Origin of the sequence: Sphingomonas sp. 3P27F8 (assembly GCF_005502745.1) — a bacterium.
Classification (GTDB): Bacteria; Pseudomonadota; Alphaproteobacteria; order Sphingomonadales; family Sphingomonadaceae; genus Sphingomonas.
In genome coordinates, this window is record NZ_SCNL01000007.1 from 166297 (window position 1) to 181298 (window position 15002).

Here is a 15002-nt window from a genome sequence, read left to right on the forward strand (position 1 = left end):
CGGTCAGCCGGCGCCCTCCAGGGCTTTCTGCCGGCGGCGCTGCACCGAGCTGCCGATGCCCAGCGCTTCCCGATATTTCGCAACGGTGCGGCGCGCGATGTCGAAGCCCTTGGCGTTGAGCAGTTCGACCAGCGTATCGTCGGACAGGATCTTCGCGCCCTCGCCTTGGATCAAGCCGCGGATCGCCGCCTTCACCGCTTCCGCGGACACGGCATCGCCGCCGTCCGCCGCAGCGATGCCGGACGTGAAGAAATATTTCAGCTCGAACTGCCCGCGCGCGCAGCTCAGATATTTGTTGCCGGTCACGCGGCTGACAGTCGATTCATGCATCTCGATCGCATCGGCGATCTGTCGCAGCGTGAGTGGGCGCAGATGCGCGACGCCTTTCAGGAAAAACGCTTCCTGCTGCTTCACGATTTCGGTCGCGACGCGGATGATCGTGCGCTGGCGCTGATCGAGCGCCTTCACCAGCCAGTTGGCGCTGGCGAGGCAATCGCTCAGCCACGCCTTCGATGCCTTGTTCTGTGGGCCGGCGGCCAGCTCGCTATAGTATCGACGGTTTATCAGCACGCGCGGCAGCGTCGCGTTGTTCAATTCTATCACCCAGCCGGCGTGCGTGCGGGCGACAAAGAGATCGGGCACCACCGCAGGCGCCGGGTCCCCGCCGTATCGGCAGCCGGGCTTCGGATCATAGCCGCGCAGTTCGCGGATCATGTCCGCCATGTCCTCGTCATCCACCTGGCAGATGCGCTTCAGCCGCGCGATCTCGCCCCGCGCGAGCAGATCGAGGTGATCGATCAGTCGCGCCATGCAGGGGTCGTATCGATCCGCCTCCCTGGCCTGCAGCGCGATACATTCGGCGAGATCGCGCGCGCCCACGCCGGTGGGATCGAACGTCTGGATCACCGCCAGCACATCCTCGATCATCGCGAGCGGCACGCCAAGCCGCGTCGCGATATCGAGCAGGTTGGCGGTGAGATATCCCGCCTCGTCGATCAGGTCGATCAGATGTTGCGCGATCGTGAGTTGCGCCCCGGACAGGACGTTTCCGGCCTGATTGCCGAGATGATCAGCAAGGCTGGGGGGATTTTGGGCGAAGGCGTCGAGGTCGGGGCCGTCCTCGCTCGCGATGCTGCCCGGGCCTGCCCCGCCAAGCCCGATCGAATCGCTCGCGCCATCGTCGAAGCGCTCGGCGGCGATATCCACGTCCAGGGTTTCGCCAGCCGCTTCCCCGGCGATCACCAGTTCGTCCGCGCCGGCCGGTTCGTCGCGCGGCGCGTCGACCGGCTCGCGCTCAGCGATCGGGGCGTCGTCCGAGGAGGGGCTGGTTGCCTCAAGGAGCGGGTTCTTCTCCAGTTCCTCGGCGATGACACCCTCGATCTCGAGGTTGGACAGCGCCAGCAGCTTGATCGCCTGCTGAAGTTGCGGCGTCATCACCAGCGACTGGGATTGTCGCAGATCGAGGCGCGGGGCGAGCGACATCAGCTATTCCGCGATATCGGCCCGGCGCGTCACAAGGAGAATCCCTCACCCAGATAGAGGCGGCGGACATTCGCGTCGGCCACCAGTTCTTCCGGGGAGCCGGTGAACAGCACCCGGCCATCATAGATGATATAGGCGCGGTCGACGATATCGAGCGTCTCGCGCACATTGTGGTCGGTGATGAGCACGCCGATATCGCGGCGCTTCAGATCCTTCACCAGATCGCGGATGTCCGCGATCGAGATGGGGTCGATGCCGGCGAACGGCTCGTCGAGCAACATGATCTTGGGGTCGGCGGCCAGCGCCCGCGCGATTTCCGCGCGCCGCCGCTCACCGCCGGACAGGGCCATCGCTGGCGCGGCGCGCAAACGGGTGAGGCCGAACTCGTCCAGAAGCTGATCGAGCCGTTGCTGACGCAGCGCCGGATCGCGAACGTTGAGCTCGAGCACCGCGAGAATATTCTTCTCGATCGTCAGACCGCGAAAGATCGAGGTTTCCTGCGGGAGATACCCGAGGCCGAGAATCGCGCGGCGATACATCGGCAGCCCGGTGATATCCTGCCCGTCGAGCATGATACGCCCGGCATCCGGCTTCACCAGCCCCATCACCGAATAGAAGCAGGTCGTCTTGCCGGCGCCGTTGGGACCGAGCAGCCCGATCACTTCGCCGCGCCCGACCGAGACGGAGACGTCGCTCAGCACGACGCGCTTGTCGTAGCTTTTGGCGATCGACACCACTTGCAGCCCGCTGGCTACGAACGGTTCGGCGATCGGCTCGATCGTGTCCATGCTCGTCACGTCATTCATATTCGCGCCGATCTCGCAGCTTCGTGGATGCCGCCCGCCCGATGCGCGCGCAGTTGGCAGGATTCATGCATGGCTCTTTTGCCCGAGCCGGCGCAATTATGAAAGCCCCCGCGCCGTCAGTTCTTGCTGTCGGTCGACGCGCCGTTCGCGCGCTTCGGCACGGAAAACGTCCCCGATACCCGACCCGACGGAGCCGAGGTTACGGTGCCGCCGCTGACGGGGCCATTGGCCGCGCGCGCGGCGGAGCCGTCGATCACCGCTCGCCCGGTATCGAGGTTGAGCGTCAATCTTCCGCCATTCACGGTATTCGACCCGCCCTGTTCAAGCGAGACGCCGCCGATCATCGTGATGATCCTGCGGTTGAGATCGTAGACCGCATATTGGCTCTTCGCCACCTGGTTCGGCCGCCTGACGACGACGCCGCCCGCGGCATCGAGCCGAGAGACCTGGGGATTTCCGTCGACGACCTGACCGGTATAGGCGACGGTCATGCGCTGGGCGTTCAGCGTCATCTCCGCCTGCTTCACCGCCACGTTGCCCGTCAGCACCGCGCGATTCGCCTTGTCCTGCAACTGGATCTGATTGGCCCCGAAATCGATCGGTGCGGTGGAATCATGACGCGTCTGCGCATGCGCCGTTCCGGCGACGAGCAGCAGGAGCAGGGCTGGGCGGTTCATCACGGCGCTATTTCGTTCGTCTCGGCGAGATGTGCAAGCGCGCGTTGCCGATGAGCGTCACGGTATGGGAATCCAGATCGGCATCGAGCTTGTCGGCGCTGAACGTGCCCTGGCGTACGGTGCCCGTCACGGCCTTGCCCGATTGCATTCGGCGCGTCTTGAGATCGACCAGCGCGTCTTGCGTGTCGAGCGTATAGCCGTCGGGCGCGCGGAACGAAATCGGCCCGTCGACCTGCACCTGTTCGTTATCCATGTTGTAGCGCCCGCGATCCGCGACCAGGGAGGCGGGGCCGTCGTTCAGCCGGATGTTGGCGGCCAGCTGCTGAAGCTGGACGATGGGCTCGGCCGAGCTTTTCTGGATCGCCGAACCGGCGGTCAGCTCGAAGGGCTGGCCCTTGCCGTCAGCCCCGCGATACCGCGCCGCCTGGATCTTCATTCGTTCCCGCGCAACCTCCACCTTGTTCTTGTCGAGCACGAAGGAGACATCGCCGCCCGTCGTCAGCGGCGCCATTACCAGAAAGGCGCTGAGAACGCCGATCAGCACCGGCAGCGCCCAATTGGCGGCGGCGACGACGCGATCGTGCGGGCCGCCAGGCCGCGCCCACCGCTGGCGCGCGTCGAGCGCCTGGGCTGCTGAATCAGGCATGGGCGAAAATATCGATTTCCGGCCAGCCCGCCAGATCAAGTTCGGCGCGATGCGGCAGGAAATCGAAGCAGGCCTGTGCCAGCGCGGCGCGTCCCTCGCGCGCCAGCCGCCGGTCAAATTCTTCCTTCAGCCGGTGGAGAAAGCGCACGTCGGATGCGGCATAGTCTTTCTGCGCTTCCGACAATTCCGGGCTGCCCCAGTCCGATGATTGCTGCTGCTTTGAGATGTCCTGTCCCAGCAGTTCGCGCACCAGTTCCTTCAATCCGTGCCGATCGGTATAGGTGCGGACCAGCCGCGAGGCGATCTTCGTGCAATATACGGGCGCCGCGACGACGCCGAGATAGTGCCTGATCGCGGCGACATCGAAACGGGCGAAATGATAAAGCTTCAGCCGCTCCGGATCGCCCAGCACCGCGCGCAGGTTCGGCGCGGCATAATCGGAGGCCGGCGCGAATCGCACGAGGTGCTCGTCACCGGCCCCATCCGAGAGCTGGACGAGGCACAGGCGATCACGCGACGTGATAAGCCCCATCGTCTCGGTATCGACGGCGATCGCCGCGCCCGGCGCGAACACGTCGCCCGGCAGATCTTCCTCGTGGAAATGAACGGTCATCATGCTGCCCTAGCGATGCGGAGGGCGTCGCTCAATGGCCCCCGAAGTCGTGCGGGCGAAAGTGATGCGGTGAAATACCGCGAATCGGCGGGAGAGGTTTGGGTTTCAGCCAGCGGGCCGACGAAAAACGGAAGCTATATTTGGTGGTTAGCCTCTCCTCATGTGCGCCCACCTGTGCTTATGATGCGACAGTATCGTAAGTAACGCGATGTTGAGCGCCCTGTCGCACACGATTCCGTTCGCGGTTGAGACAAAGCTGGGCTATGACCACGATTGAGGCGCGAAAGGTTTGGCGCCCGAAGAGGTGTGGTTGCTGCTCGCCGTCCAGCGCGCACCCCTTGACGGCTAAGTCGGGCGGACGGGAAGACGAACGGGGTTTATGGGTTTCGACAAAGGTAACCGCGGGCAACGTGGCGGACGCGGCCGCGACAAGCGCGATAGTTTCGGCGGCGATGATTTCGGCGGCGGCGGCGACTTCGGTGGTGGTTTCGGTGATCGTGGCGGCTTCGGCGGCGGCGGCGGTTTCCGTGGCGGCGGTGGCGGCTTCGGCGGCGGCGGCGGCGGTGGTTTCCGCGGCGGCGGTGGCGGCTTCGGCGGCGGCGGCGGCGGTGGTTTCCGTGGCGGCGGTGGTGGCGGTATGCCGCCCCAGGTTGTCGGCGAAGGCACGGGCGTCGTAAAATTCTTCAACGCGCAGAAGGGTTTCGGCTTCGTCGTGCGTGATGACGGCGGCGAGGACGTGTTCGTGCACATCTCCGCAGTCGAACAGGCCGGGCTCACCGGCCTTGCCGAGGGCCAGCCGCTCGGCTTCACGCTCGTCGATCGTGGCGGCCGTATTTCGGCTACCGAGCTGAAGATCGATGGCGAGCCGATGCCGGTCCAGGAACGTGCGCCACGCGAGGGCGGTTTCGACAGCCCGCGCGACGGCGGCTTCGGCGGTCCGCGCGGCGGTGCCGCCGGCGGCGCGCAGCGCCAGCTTACCGGCGAGAAGGCGACCGGCACGGTCAAGTTCTTCAACGCGATGAAGGGCTTCGGCTTCATCCAGCGCGATGATGGCCAGCCTGATGCCTTCGTCCATATCTCGGCAGTCGAGCGCGCCGGCCTCGGCAGTCTGAACGAGGGCGATCGCCTGTCGTTCGAGATCGAGGTGGATCGTCGCGGCAAATATGCCGCAGTGAACCTTCAGCAGTCGAGCTGATCGGCCCGTCTCCGGTCCATGGCGGCCCGTCCGACTCATGTCGGGCGGGCCGCTCTCGTTTTCGGTGAAGCCCAGCTCAACGGCGGCTGAGCGGTCGATGCGTTGGCAGGGAACGATTGTGTGTATGGAGTGGTCGGCATGACCGTGCGCTGGTTCCCGCTGTTCCTGCTGGCGATCCCTGCGGCCGTGGCGGCCGATCCGCCGCCGGCCACCCCTGCCGTGCTGATTCCGGTGGTCGTAGCGCGCTTTCCGCACGATCGCGCCGCGTTCACCGAGGGGCTCGTCTGGCACCATGGCAAAATGTACGAAAGCGTCGGTCTGGAAGGGCGATCCGACGTCCGCTGCGTCGATATCGCGACGGGACGCGTGCAGGCGCGATCGACGATTCCCGCCGACATGTTCGGTGAGGGGCTGACGGGCTGGAAGGATGGGCTGGTAAGCCTCACCTGGCACGGCGGCATCGCGTATCGCTGGAGCGGCGCAAGGCTGAAACGGGTCGGCAGCATGCGCTATCGCGGCGAGGGCTGGGGGCTGACGACGCTCGGCGATTCGCTTGTCCGCTCCGATGGCTCGTCGACACTCACGGTGCACGATCCTGCCACCTTCGCGGTCCGGCGCCGGATCGCGGTGACGCTGAACGGCAAGCCGCTCGATCAGCTCAATGAGCTGGAAGCGGTGGACGGCGCGATCCTCGCGAACGTCTGGCGCTCGCCATTCATCGTCCGCATCGATCCGGCGAGCGGGCGGGTAAACGCGATCATCGATCTGCGCGCGATCGTCGGTGAGATCGGCATCGCGGACGATATCGAGGCGGTCGCGAACGGCATCGCATGGGATGCGGCGAGGCGCCGTCTGTTCATCACCGGCAAGCGCTGGCCGACATTGTTCGAAATCAAGCTGCCCGCCGGCTGAGCGCGATGCGCCGGCCTCCCTTGCGGCCCCCCTATCCAGTCGTCGCATGAAGATGATCGGTCTGACGGCGGGATGAGCCGCGAAAGCTCTGCACACTATCACCGCCTCATTTCGCGATGGAGCCGCCGTTCTACAAAGGGCGGTCGCACGAGCGCTACAAGATCGAGAGGCTGATGCCGGGCGCAGCCGATCGGATGGCCATCCATCGCATCATCCATGACGAACCGGTCGCCGGGATGTGTGGCCTGAATCGCGCGTGATCTACCGCGAGGCGATTGCGCGCTGGGTTTCGGCCTGCGCGCAAGCGGCGATTGTCGGCTGCACCGGGATAATGTTGCTGATCTGCTCCGAGGGCAGCGCGGTGCCGTTGTTCGACACCACGACATTGCATGCCGAAGCGATCGCGACGCTGGCTTTGGCCGAAACGGGCGCCGGAATGAAAAAGTGCCCGGTGTCTGCACACCGGGCATAGGATCGTCCGCAGGAGGAACAACGTGGGGGGCGGGCGCCGCCCGCCCCGATCCGTTCAATAATGGTAGGCCCGCTCGCCATGTTCGGCGATGTCGAGGCCCTCGCGTTCGACATCGGCGGTCGGGCGCATGCCCCAGAGCTTGTCGATCACGAAGAAGAGGACCGCCGCGCCGACGCCGGACCAGACGAGGGTGATGAGAACCCCCTGAAGCTGGATCCAGAGCTGGCCGAGCATGTCGTAGCTGCCCGCCACCATCGTGCCCGGCTTGGTCGAATAGTCGGCAATGCCCTGCCCGCCGAGGCTCGGCGCGACGAGGATGCCCGTCGCCAGCGCGCCGGTGATCCCGCCGATGCAGTGGACGCCGAAAACGTCGAGGCTGTCATCGTAACCGAACTTCGACTTCACCGTGGAGACGAAGAAGAAACAGATCGGCGAGACGATGAGGCCCAGTACCACCGAACCCATCGGCCCGGCGAAGCCGGATGCGGGTGTTACCGCGACAAGGCCGGCGACCACGCCCGACGCCGCGCCGAGCAGCGAGGGCTTGCCACGCACGATCTGTTCCACCAGCAGCCAGGAGAGGCCGGCGGCGGCGGTAGCGACGAAGGTATTGATGAATGCGACCGCGGTGACGCCGTTCGCTTCCAGGTTCGACCCGGCATTGAACCCGAACCAGCCCACCCACAGCAGCGAGGCGCCGATCATGGTCATGGTCAGGGAGTGCGGCGGCATCGCCTCCTTCGGGAAGCCGATCCGCTTGCCGAGCAGGATGCAGAGGACGAGGCCGGTGATGCCGGCGTTGATGTGCACCACCGTGCCGCCCGCGAAATCGAGCGCGCCCTTCTGGAACAGGTAGCCAGCGTCGAGATTCTGCGCCGTGAGCGCGTTCGCGCCCTTGAGCGCGGCGGCGGCGATCGCGTCCGGGCCGCCCCAATACCACACCATGTGCGCGATCGGGAAATAGACGAGCGTCACCCACAGCGCGGTGAAGAGCATCAGCGGCGAAAATCTGACCCGCTCGGCCACTGAGCCAATGAACAGCGCCGGCGTGATGCAGGCGAAGGTCATCTGGAAACAGATATAGGCAAGCTCGGGAACATAGACCCCGTTCGAGAAGGTCGCCGCCTGGCTGTTGGCGTCGACGCCCATCAGAAGCGCTTTTGAGAGGCCGCCGAAGAACGCGTTCCCGCCGGTGAACGCGATCGAATAGCCGTAGGTCACCCAGATCACCGCCACCATGCAGACGATCATCAACACCTGGGTGAGGACGCTCAGCATGTTCTTGGTGCGCACCAGGCCGCCGTAGAACAGCGCGAGCCCCGGCACCGACATCATCAGGACGAGCAGCGAGGAGACGAGCAGCCAGGCGGTATCGCCCTTGTTCACCGTCGCCGGCGGGATCGGGGAGGCCGCGGCCGCGACCGGCTGGGCCCAGGCGGGCGCGGCGGCAACGGCGACCGCCGCGACCAGGCCTAGCCCGAGGAATTTCGTGCTTTGCTTCATCATATCCCCCTTCACAGCGCGGTATCGTCGGTTTCGCCGGTGCGGATACGCACGGCATGGCCGACATCGAGGACGAAGATCTTGCCGTCGCCGATGGCGCCGGTGTTGGCGGTCGTCTGGATCGTTTCCACGACGCGGTCCGCGATCGACGAGGGACAGACCACCTCGATGCGGATTTTCGGCACCATGTTGGTGCTGTATTCGGCCCCCCGGTAGATTTCGGTCTGGCCCTTCTGGCGGCCGAACCCTTTGACCTCGGTGACCGTCATGCCGGCAACGCCCAATGTCGTGAGGGCTTCCCTCACGTCTTCGAGCTTGAACGGCTTGATGATGGCAATAACCAGCTTCATCACGCGCCCCCTTCGGATTACCCGCAGGAGCGCTTCGCAACTGTCGTGCCAGATGGCGAAACGATGATGCTTCAGGCTTTGTTAGGGTTTGTCACGCCCAGACCGCGCGACAAGTTTTTGTGCAGTCGCGAAACGCTGCCCAAGAATCAGGCAGCACCCACCACGCGGCGCGCGATATCGAGATCCTCGGCATCGACCATCACGCGCACCGGATCAGCAACCAGCTTCCGTCCGCGATGCTCGCGCCCTGATCGAAGGCCATGGCCGGAATGCCCTCGCTCTCCAGGCGGCCGACGAGGATATTGGCGAGGTTCCGGTCGTAACGGCCAAGTTCGACGAGGCTCACGCCTTCACCCGCGGGATCTCGGATTGCACGCGCACGGGCAGCCCGTCGATACTGCGCGTGCGCCCGGCGATCTTGGCGAGCCGCGGGCCCTGCTCCTGTTGCGCATGATATTTGACCAGGGTCTGCCGCTCCGCCGCGAGCGTCATGCGCGGCACACCCCAGCCGCACGATGTCTGCACGCTGTCCACCGCGATGACGAACACCTGCCGCTGTCCCGGCAGCGGCGGAAAATGGGCGGCAAGCGCGGCATAGCCTTCATCCCCGGCGACGACGAACCGGCCGCGCCCGTAGATGCGCAGGATCAACGCCGGATTGTCGAAGGCGCAGAACATGATGGTGATGCGTCCGTCGGCGGCCAGATGCGCCTGGGTTTCGTTTCCCGATCCGCCCAGATCGAGATAGGCCACCGTGCCCGGATCGAGCACGCGGAACGTATCCATCCCCTTGGGGCTCAGGTTGATCCGCGCGCCGTCCGCCGCCGTCGCGACGAAGAAGACCGGCTGTCTGCCGATGAATGCGCGATGCTCGTCATCGAGCGCGGGAAAGAAATCGGACATCCAGCCTCTCCTCATGAGCGCGCAAGCGCGCGCAACGCGCTATGGCACCGGGGCGCCGGTTGCCGCTCGGCTGGCCTCGCGTGCCGCCCTCAGGCCGCCGTCCCGCCGACCGTCAGCCCCGAAACCAGCAACGTCGGCTGACCGACGCCGGCGGGCACGCTCTGCCCGCCCTTGCCGCACATGCCGATGCCCTCGTCGAGCGCGAAATCATTGCCGACGCCGAGCACCTTGGTCAGCACGGTCGGGCCGTCCCCTATCAGCGTCGCGCCCTTGATCGGCGCGCCGAGCCTGCCGTCCTCGATCTTGTAGGCCTCGGTGCACGAAAAGACGAACTTGCCCGAAACGATATCCACCTGCCCGCCGCCGAAGGATTTGGCGAAGATGCCGTTCTTCACTCGGCCGAGCAGCTCGGCGGGATCGTCGCTGCCACCCTTCATGAAGGTGTTGGTCATGCGCGGCATGGGTGCATGGGCGAAGCTTTCGCGCCGCCCGTTCCCGGTGGGGGCCACGCCCATCAGCCGCGCGTTGAGGCGATCCTGCATATAGCCCTTGAGGATGCCGTCCTCGATCAACACCGTTTCGCCGGTCGGCGTCCCCTCGTCGTCGATCGACAGGCTACCGCGCCGATCCTGGATCGAGCCATCGTCCACCACGGTCACGCCGCGCGCGGCGACCTGCTCGCCGATCCGGCCGGAGAAGGCGGACGTGCCCTTGCGATTGAAATCGCCCTCCAGCCCATGGCCGATCGCCTCGTGCAGCAACACGCCGGGCCAGCCTGGCCCCAGCAGGACGGTGAATTCACCCGCCGGCGCATCTACCGACTCGAGGTTCACCAATGCCTGTGCCAGCGCCTCGTCGATCGCGCGGTTCCACGTTTTCTCGTCGAAGAGCGAATCGTAGAGATACCGCCCACCGATTCCGAACGTTCCGGTCTCGCGCCGGCCGTTGTGTTCGACGACGATCTGGACGTTGAGACGCACCAGCGGGCGGACATCGGTGGCGACGAAGCCATCCGGCCGCACGATCTCCACGACGCTCCACGTGCCGGACAGCCCGACCGACACCTGCGCGACGCGCGGATCGCGCGCGCGCGCGGCGGCGTCGATCGCCTGACACAGATTCACCTTGTCGGCGAACGGGACGAGATCGAGCGGATCGGCGTCGGTATAGAGGTGGCGGTTGGTGCCCTGCGGGGGCGGGGCCTTCGCGCCTTTCGCGGGATCGATCAACGCCATCGTTTCGGCGGCGCGCCTGATCGCCGAGTCGGACAGTTCGTTGGCGTGGGCGAACGCCGTCATCTCGCCTGAAACGGCGCGCAGGCCGAAACCGGAATGCGTGTCGTAACTCGCCGTCTTCAGCCGCCCGTCATCGAAGCCGAAGGCCTCCGATTTGCGATATTGCAGATACAGCTCGCCATCGTCGGCGGCGGCCAGCGCATTGGCGGTGAGTCGCTTCGCGGCCTCGGGGTCGAGTGTGTCGCGGTAGATGAACGAGCGTGGATCGGTTGCGGTCATTACCGATAGATAGGCGCGAAACGCGCCACGGCAAAGCCGCCGCGGTTCACCGCCCCGCCGCGTCGCCGTGATCGGGGAGGGTGGACTGGTCCGCGCCGTCCGCCGGGCCGCCGATCAGCACGAAGCGGCGGTCGCAATAGCCGCAGTCGGTATAGCCCGTATCGTCGATCTCCAGCCACACGCGCGGATGGCCGAGCGCGGCTGGAATGCCGTCATGCGCGCCATCACAGGCGACGCGGCGGTGGGAGACGCGGGTGACTTCGGGTGGCGGCAACATGGTTCGCGCGATTAGCAAGGCGCGCGCGCCCTAGCAATCATTTGCGGTCAGCCGTAAACGCAGACGCATCATGACAGAAGCCGCCATCGCCATCCGGAATTTCTGCAAGACCTATGAGGGCGGCAAGCGCGCGCTCGACGATGTGACGTTCGATGTTCCCGCCGGCGAAATCTTCGGCCTGCTCGGCCCGAACGGCGCGGGCAAATCCACGCTCATCAATATCCTCGCCGGGCTGGTGCGCAAGACGAGCGGCACCGCCGCAATCTGGGGCTTCGATATCGATCAGCATCCGCGCAATGCCAAGGCGTCGATCGGGATCGTCAATCAGGAGATCCTGTTCGATCCCTTCTTCACCCCGCTGGAGACGCTGGAAATACAGGCCGGGCTGTACGGCCTCCCCAAGGCGCAGCGGCATTCGATGGATCTGCTGCGCGCGGTGCATCTGGAAGACAAGGCCAACGCCTATGCCCGCACGCTTTCAGGGGGCATGAAGCGGCGGTTGATGGTGGCGAAGGCGATGGTGCATTCGCCGCCGGTGTTGGTGCTCGATGAGCCGACCGCCGGCGTCGACATCGAACTGCGCCAGCAATTGTGGAGTTACGTCCGCCATCTTAACGATCAGGGCGTCACCGTGGTACTGACCACGCATTATCTCGAGGAAGCGGAGGAGCTCTGCGACCGGATCGCGATCATCAACCACGGCAGGCTCATCGCCAACGAGCCGACGCGCGAACTGGTCGGCAAGGCGCAGGAGAAGATCGTCGCGGTCACTGTCGACCGCGATCTCACCGAAGCGCCGCAATCCTCCAGCTTCGGCAAGATCGTGCTCAAGGGCGCCCGGACGCTCGAAATCACCTATCAGAAGGACAAGGTGAATGCCGGGCAGGTGCTCGCGGCGGTGCAGGGCGCCGGGCTGGGGATCGTCGACGTTTCGACCAAGGAAGCCGATCTGGAGGATGTGTTCCTCAACCTGACACGCGCGGCCAACGCCTGATCAGCGCGGGCTAATCCTCGCGCCTGGCCCCGTCGAGTGCGCGGTCGACGCGTTCGCGCTCGATTCGGCTCGCCGCTTTCTCCGCTTTCGTCCGGCCGAACGCATTGCGATTCGCGGCGGCGATCGCCTCTCCGGCCGCGCGCCGTCTCGCCTTGCGCGCCAGCCGGAGGTTGACGACTTCGCCCATCAGGCCCGCACGTCCTTCGCGATCGCATCCAGCAGACCGTTGACGAAGCCGGCCTCGCGCCGGTCGTAGAAGGCGTGCGCGACATCGACATACTCGCTGATCGCCGTGCCGACCGCGACATCCTTGCGCGCCAGCAGCTCGTATGTGCCGCACCGCAGGATCGCCTTCATCGGCTTGTCGAGCCGCGCGAGCGTCCAACCCTGCAGCTTCGGCTCGATCAGCAGGTCGATCTCTCCGGCGCGCGCGGTGGCGCCCTGCACGATATCGTCGAAGAACTGCTCGTCCGCCTCGGCATATTCGACGCCTTCGATCGTCGCGCCCAGCCGGTGCTGGTGGAATTCGTGAAGCAGCGTGGGGACGGGCGTCTTTTCCATCTCGTGCTGGTAAAGCGCCTGGACGGCGGCGAGGCGCGCGGCGGCGCGGGCCTTTGATCGTGCTGCGGTACGGGACATGGGGCAGAGCCTTTAGGCGTGAGACGCGCCCGCGTCACCCCTTGGCGAGTCGCAGGGCCACCGAGGCGGCGTGTGCGGGCAGCCCCTCCGCATGAGCAAGCGCCACCGTCGCCGGGCCGAGCTGCTCCAGCGCGGCGGCGTCCAGCTCCAGAAAGCTCGTCCGCTTCATGAAATCGGTGACGCCGAGCCCGCTGGCGAAGCGCGCGCGGCGCCCGGTGGGGAGGACGTGATTCGGCCCGGCGACGTAATCGCCGATCGCTTCCGGCGTATGGCGCCCGAGGAAGGCGGAGCCGGCGTGGCGCAGCCGGTCGAACAGCGCGCGCGGATCGTCGGTGGCGATCTCGACATGCTCGGGCGCGAGCGCATCGGTGAGCGCGCAGGCATCGGCAAGCGCAGGCACCAGGATGATCGCGCCGTTCGCCTCCCAGGCGATGCGCGCGGTCTGCCCGGTCGCCAGCGTCGCGAGCTGCCGCTCCACCGCGTCCGCGACGCGATCGGCGAACGCGGCATCGTCGGTGAACAGGATGGACTGCGTGGTCACGTCATGCTCGGCCTGGCTGAGCAGATCGGCGGCGATCCATTCGGGATCGTTCGCGCCATCGCCGATCACGACGATCTCGCTCGGCCCCGCCACCATATCGATGCCGACGACGCCGAAGACCTGCCGCTTGGCCTCCGCGACCCAGGCGTTGCCGGGGCCGGTGACGACATCGACGCGCGCGATCCGTTCCGTGCCCCAGGCGAGCGCGGCGATCGCCTGCGCGCCGCCGATTCGCCACACTTCGTCCGCGCCCGCCAGATGCGCGGCGGCGAGCACGAGCGGATTGACCACGCCATCGGGTGTCGGCGTCACCACCACCAGCCGCTCGACCCCTGCCACCTTCGCGGGGATCGCGTTCATCAGCAGCGTGGAAGGGTAGGCCGCCCGCCCGCCGGGGACATAGACCCCCGCCGCATCCACCGCCCGCCACCGCGCGCCGAGCCGCACGCCTGCTTCGTCGGTGAAGGCGAGATCGCCGGGCCGCTGCTTTTCATGATAGGCCCGGATCCGCGACGCCGCGAGCTCGAGCGCGTCGCGCAGCTCCGGCGTGAGCGCCGCGAACGCCGCCGCGCATTCGCTCGCGGATATGCTCCATCCGGTCGCGTCGAGATCGTGCCGGTCGAACTTCCGGGTGAAGTCGCGCAGCGCCGCATCGCCCCCGTCACGCACCGCCTTAAGGATCGCGGCAACGTCGCGCGCCACATCGGCGTCCGCCTCGCGCCGTGCATCGACGAGCGCCGCGAAATCCGCCGCGAATGACGGCGCCGAAGCGTCGAGCCGGATCACGCTTCCACCGCGCGGCGGAAGGCCTCGACCAGCGGGACCACGCCGGCGCGCGTCTTCATCGCGGCGCGGTTGACGATCAGGCGTGAGGAAACCTGCATGATCTCCTCGACCTCGACGAGCCCGTTTTCCTTGAGCGTGCGGCCCGATGAGACGAGATCGACGATGCGCGGCGCAAGGCCCAGCGTCGGCGCCAGCTCCATCGCGCCGTTGAGCTTGATGCACTCGGCCTGCACGCCGCGCCGCGCGAAATGCTCGGCCGTCACATGCGGGTATTTGGTCGCGACGCGCACATGGCTCCAGCCGCGCGGGTCGTCGCGCTTCGCCAGTTCGGCCGGCTCGGCGACCGACAGCCTGCAATGGCCGATGGCGAGATCGACCGGGGCATAAAGCTCGGAATAGGCGAATTCCGCCAGCACGTCCGATCCGACGATGCCAAGCTGGGCCGCGCCGTGCGCAACGAAGGTGGCGACGTCGAATGCGCGGACGCGGATCAGCTCGATCGTCGGGGTTTCGGTGCGGAAGCGCAGCGCCCGGCTGTCCTCGTCGGCGAACGCGGATTCGGGCACGATACCGGCGCGCGCGAGCAGCGGCAGCGCCTCGCTCAGGATGCGGCCCTTGGGGACGGCGATGACGATCGGTTCGCTCACGGGCGCGGCCTTTACGCGGGGGGCGCTGGCGGCGCAATACAAGCG

At 66.4% G+C, this 15002-nt stretch carries 19 protein-coding genes and 1 pseudogene; 5 read left to right on the plus strand and 15 right to left on the minus strand.

Going from position 1 to position 15002, the window contains the following annotated elements:
* Positions 1 to 3: 3 nt before the first annotated feature.
* The 5 genes from rpoN to FFS35_RS10430 all read right to left on the minus strand — a co-directional run bounded on the left by rpoN (position 4) and on the right by FFS35_RS10430 (position 4224).
* Positions 4 to 1482 (minus strand): RNA polymerase factor sigma-54, encoded by a 1479-nt coding sequence (gene rpoN / locus FFS35_RS10410; RefSeq protein WP_137787019.1) that lies wholly within the window; start codon positions 1480 to 1482, stop codon positions 4 to 6.
* Between the two features lie 29 nt (positions 1483 to 1511).
* Positions 1512 to 2288, minus strand: a complete 777-nt coding sequence (lptB, locus tag FFS35_RS10415; protein WP_137787020.1) for an LPS export ABC transporter ATP-binding protein — start codon at positions 2286 to 2288, stop codon at positions 1512 to 1514.
* Between the two features lie 116 nt (positions 2289 to 2404).
* Positions 2405 to 2965, minus strand: a complete 561-nt coding sequence (locus tag FFS35_RS10420; RefSeq protein ID WP_137787021.1) for an LptA/OstA family protein — start codon at positions 2963 to 2965, stop codon at positions 2405 to 2407.
* Between the two features lie 7 nt (positions 2966 to 2972).
* Positions 2973 to 3611, minus strand: coding sequence for an LPS export ABC transporter periplasmic protein LptC (lptC, locus tag FFS35_RS10425; RefSeq protein WP_137787022.1), 639 nt, complete (start codon positions 3609 to 3611; stop codon positions 2973 to 2975).
* The gene (locus FFS35_RS10430; protein WP_137787023.1) at positions 3604 to 4224 is read right to left on the minus strand and encodes a ribonuclease H-like domain-containing protein; all 621 of its coding nucleotides are present in this window, start codon (positions 4222 to 4224) and stop codon (positions 3604 to 3606) included. The genes lptC and FFS35_RS10430 overlap by 8 nt, the downstream gene beginning before the upstream one ends.
* A 379-nt stretch (positions 4225 to 4603) precedes the next feature.
* Here FFS35_RS10430 and FFS35_RS20495 point away from each other — a divergent pair, with 379 nt between their 5' ends.
* The 4 genes from FFS35_RS20495 to FFS35_RS10445 all read left to right on the plus strand — a co-directional run bounded on the left by FFS35_RS20495 (position 4604) and on the right by FFS35_RS10445 (position 6803).
* On the plus strand, positions 4604 to 5419 hold the full coding sequence (locus FFS35_RS20495) for a cold-shock protein (protein WP_137787024.1): 816 nt from the start codon (positions 4604 to 4606) through the stop codon (positions 5417 to 5419).
* A 138-nt stretch (positions 5420 to 5557) separates the two neighbouring features.
* Positions 5558 to 6331 carry a glutaminyl-peptide cyclotransferase gene (locus FFS35_RS10440; RefSeq protein ID WP_137787025.1) on the plus strand — a complete coding sequence of 258 codons (774 nt, stop codon included), beginning with the start codon at positions 5558 to 5560 and terminating at the stop codon, positions 6329 to 6331.
* Positions 6332 to 6447: 116 nt separating this feature from the next.
* Complete coding sequence (locus FFS35_RS19990) at positions 6448 to 6591, plus strand: hypothetical protein (protein ID WP_171007590.1); 144 nt, start codon at positions 6448 to 6450, stop codon at positions 6589 to 6591.
* Positions 6588 to 6803: a hypothetical protein gene (locus tag FFS35_RS10445; protein WP_137787026.1), complete on the plus strand. Its 216-nt coding sequence runs from the start codon at positions 6588 to 6590 to the stop codon at positions 6801 to 6803. The genes FFS35_RS19990 and FFS35_RS10445 overlap by 4 nt, the downstream gene beginning before the upstream one ends.
* A 54-nt stretch (positions 6804 to 6857) precedes the next feature.
* Here the strand turns inward: FFS35_RS10445 and FFS35_RS10450 are convergent, their stop codons facing one another.
* From FFS35_RS10450 to FFS35_RS10475, 6 genes and pseudogenes are all read right to left on the minus strand, one after another.
* Positions 6858 to 8306, minus strand: a complete 1449-nt coding sequence (locus FFS35_RS10450; RefSeq protein ID WP_137787027.1) for an ammonium transporter — start codon at positions 8304 to 8306, stop codon at positions 6858 to 6860.
* Between the two features lie 11 nt (positions 8307 to 8317).
* Positions 8318 to 8656 carry a P-II family nitrogen regulator gene (locus FFS35_RS10455; RefSeq protein WP_137787028.1) on the minus strand — a complete coding sequence of 113 codons (339 nt, stop codon included), beginning with the start codon at positions 8654 to 8656 and terminating at the stop codon, positions 8318 to 8320.
* Between the two features lie 146 nt (positions 8657 to 8802).
* Positions 8803 to 9002: pseudogene (locus FFS35_RS10460) on the minus strand (DUF2007 domain-containing protein).
* The gene (locus tag FFS35_RS10465) at positions 8999 to 9559 is read right to left on the minus strand and encodes a pyridoxamine 5'-phosphate oxidase family protein (protein ID WP_137787029.1); all 561 of its coding nucleotides are present in this window, start codon (positions 9557 to 9559) and stop codon (positions 8999 to 9001) included. Before FFS35_RS10465 ends, FFS35_RS10460 begins: the two are co-directional and overlap by 4 nt.
* A gap of 89 nt (positions 9560 to 9648) precedes the next feature.
* Positions 9649 to 11073: a metalloprotease TldD gene (gene tldD / locus FFS35_RS10470; protein WP_137787030.1), complete on the minus strand. Its 1425-nt coding sequence runs from the start codon at positions 11071 to 11073 to the stop codon at positions 9649 to 9651.
* A gap of 46 nt (positions 11074 to 11119) precedes the next feature.
* Positions 11120 to 11350: a zinc-finger domain-containing protein gene (locus tag FFS35_RS10475; RefSeq protein ID WP_137787031.1), complete on the minus strand. Its 231-nt coding sequence runs from the start codon at positions 11348 to 11350 to the stop codon at positions 11120 to 11122.
* Between the two features lie 70 nt (positions 11351 to 11420).
* On the opposite strand from FFS35_RS10475, the gene FFS35_RS10480 reads away from it, so the two are divergent.
* The gene (locus FFS35_RS10480; RefSeq protein WP_137787032.1) at positions 11421 to 12344 is read left to right on the plus strand and encodes an ABC transporter ATP-binding protein; all 924 of its coding nucleotides are present in this window, start codon (positions 11421 to 11423) and stop codon (positions 12342 to 12344) included.
* A gap of 10 nt (positions 12345 to 12354) precedes the next feature.
* Here the strand turns inward: FFS35_RS10480 and FFS35_RS10485 are convergent, their stop codons facing one another.
* Genes FFS35_RS10485 through hisG form a run of 4 tightly spaced genes read right to left on the minus strand, consistent with a single transcriptional unit; the run spans position 12355 to position 14957 of the window.
* Positions 12355 to 12531 carry a DUF4169 family protein gene (locus tag FFS35_RS10485; protein WP_137787033.1) on the minus strand — a complete coding sequence of 59 codons (177 nt, stop codon included), beginning with the start codon at positions 12529 to 12531 and terminating at the stop codon, positions 12355 to 12357.
* Complete coding sequence (gene nusB, locus FFS35_RS10490; protein ID WP_137787034.1) at positions 12531 to 12983, minus strand: transcription antitermination factor NusB; 453 nt, start codon at positions 12981 to 12983, stop codon at positions 12531 to 12533. The genes FFS35_RS10485 and nusB overlap by 1 nt, the downstream gene beginning before the upstream one ends.
* A 34-nt stretch (positions 12984 to 13017) precedes the next feature.
* Positions 13018 to 14310 carry a histidinol dehydrogenase gene (hisD, locus tag FFS35_RS10495; RefSeq protein WP_137787035.1) on the minus strand — a complete coding sequence of 431 codons (1293 nt, stop codon included), beginning with the start codon at positions 14308 to 14310 and terminating at the stop codon, positions 13018 to 13020.
* The gene (hisG, locus tag FFS35_RS10500) at positions 14307 to 14957 is read right to left on the minus strand and encodes an ATP phosphoribosyltransferase (RefSeq protein WP_137787036.1); all 651 of its coding nucleotides are present in this window, start codon (positions 14955 to 14957) and stop codon (positions 14307 to 14309) included. Before hisG ends, hisD begins: the two co-directional genes overlap by 4 nt.
* Positions 14958 to 15002: the final 45 nt, after the last annotated feature.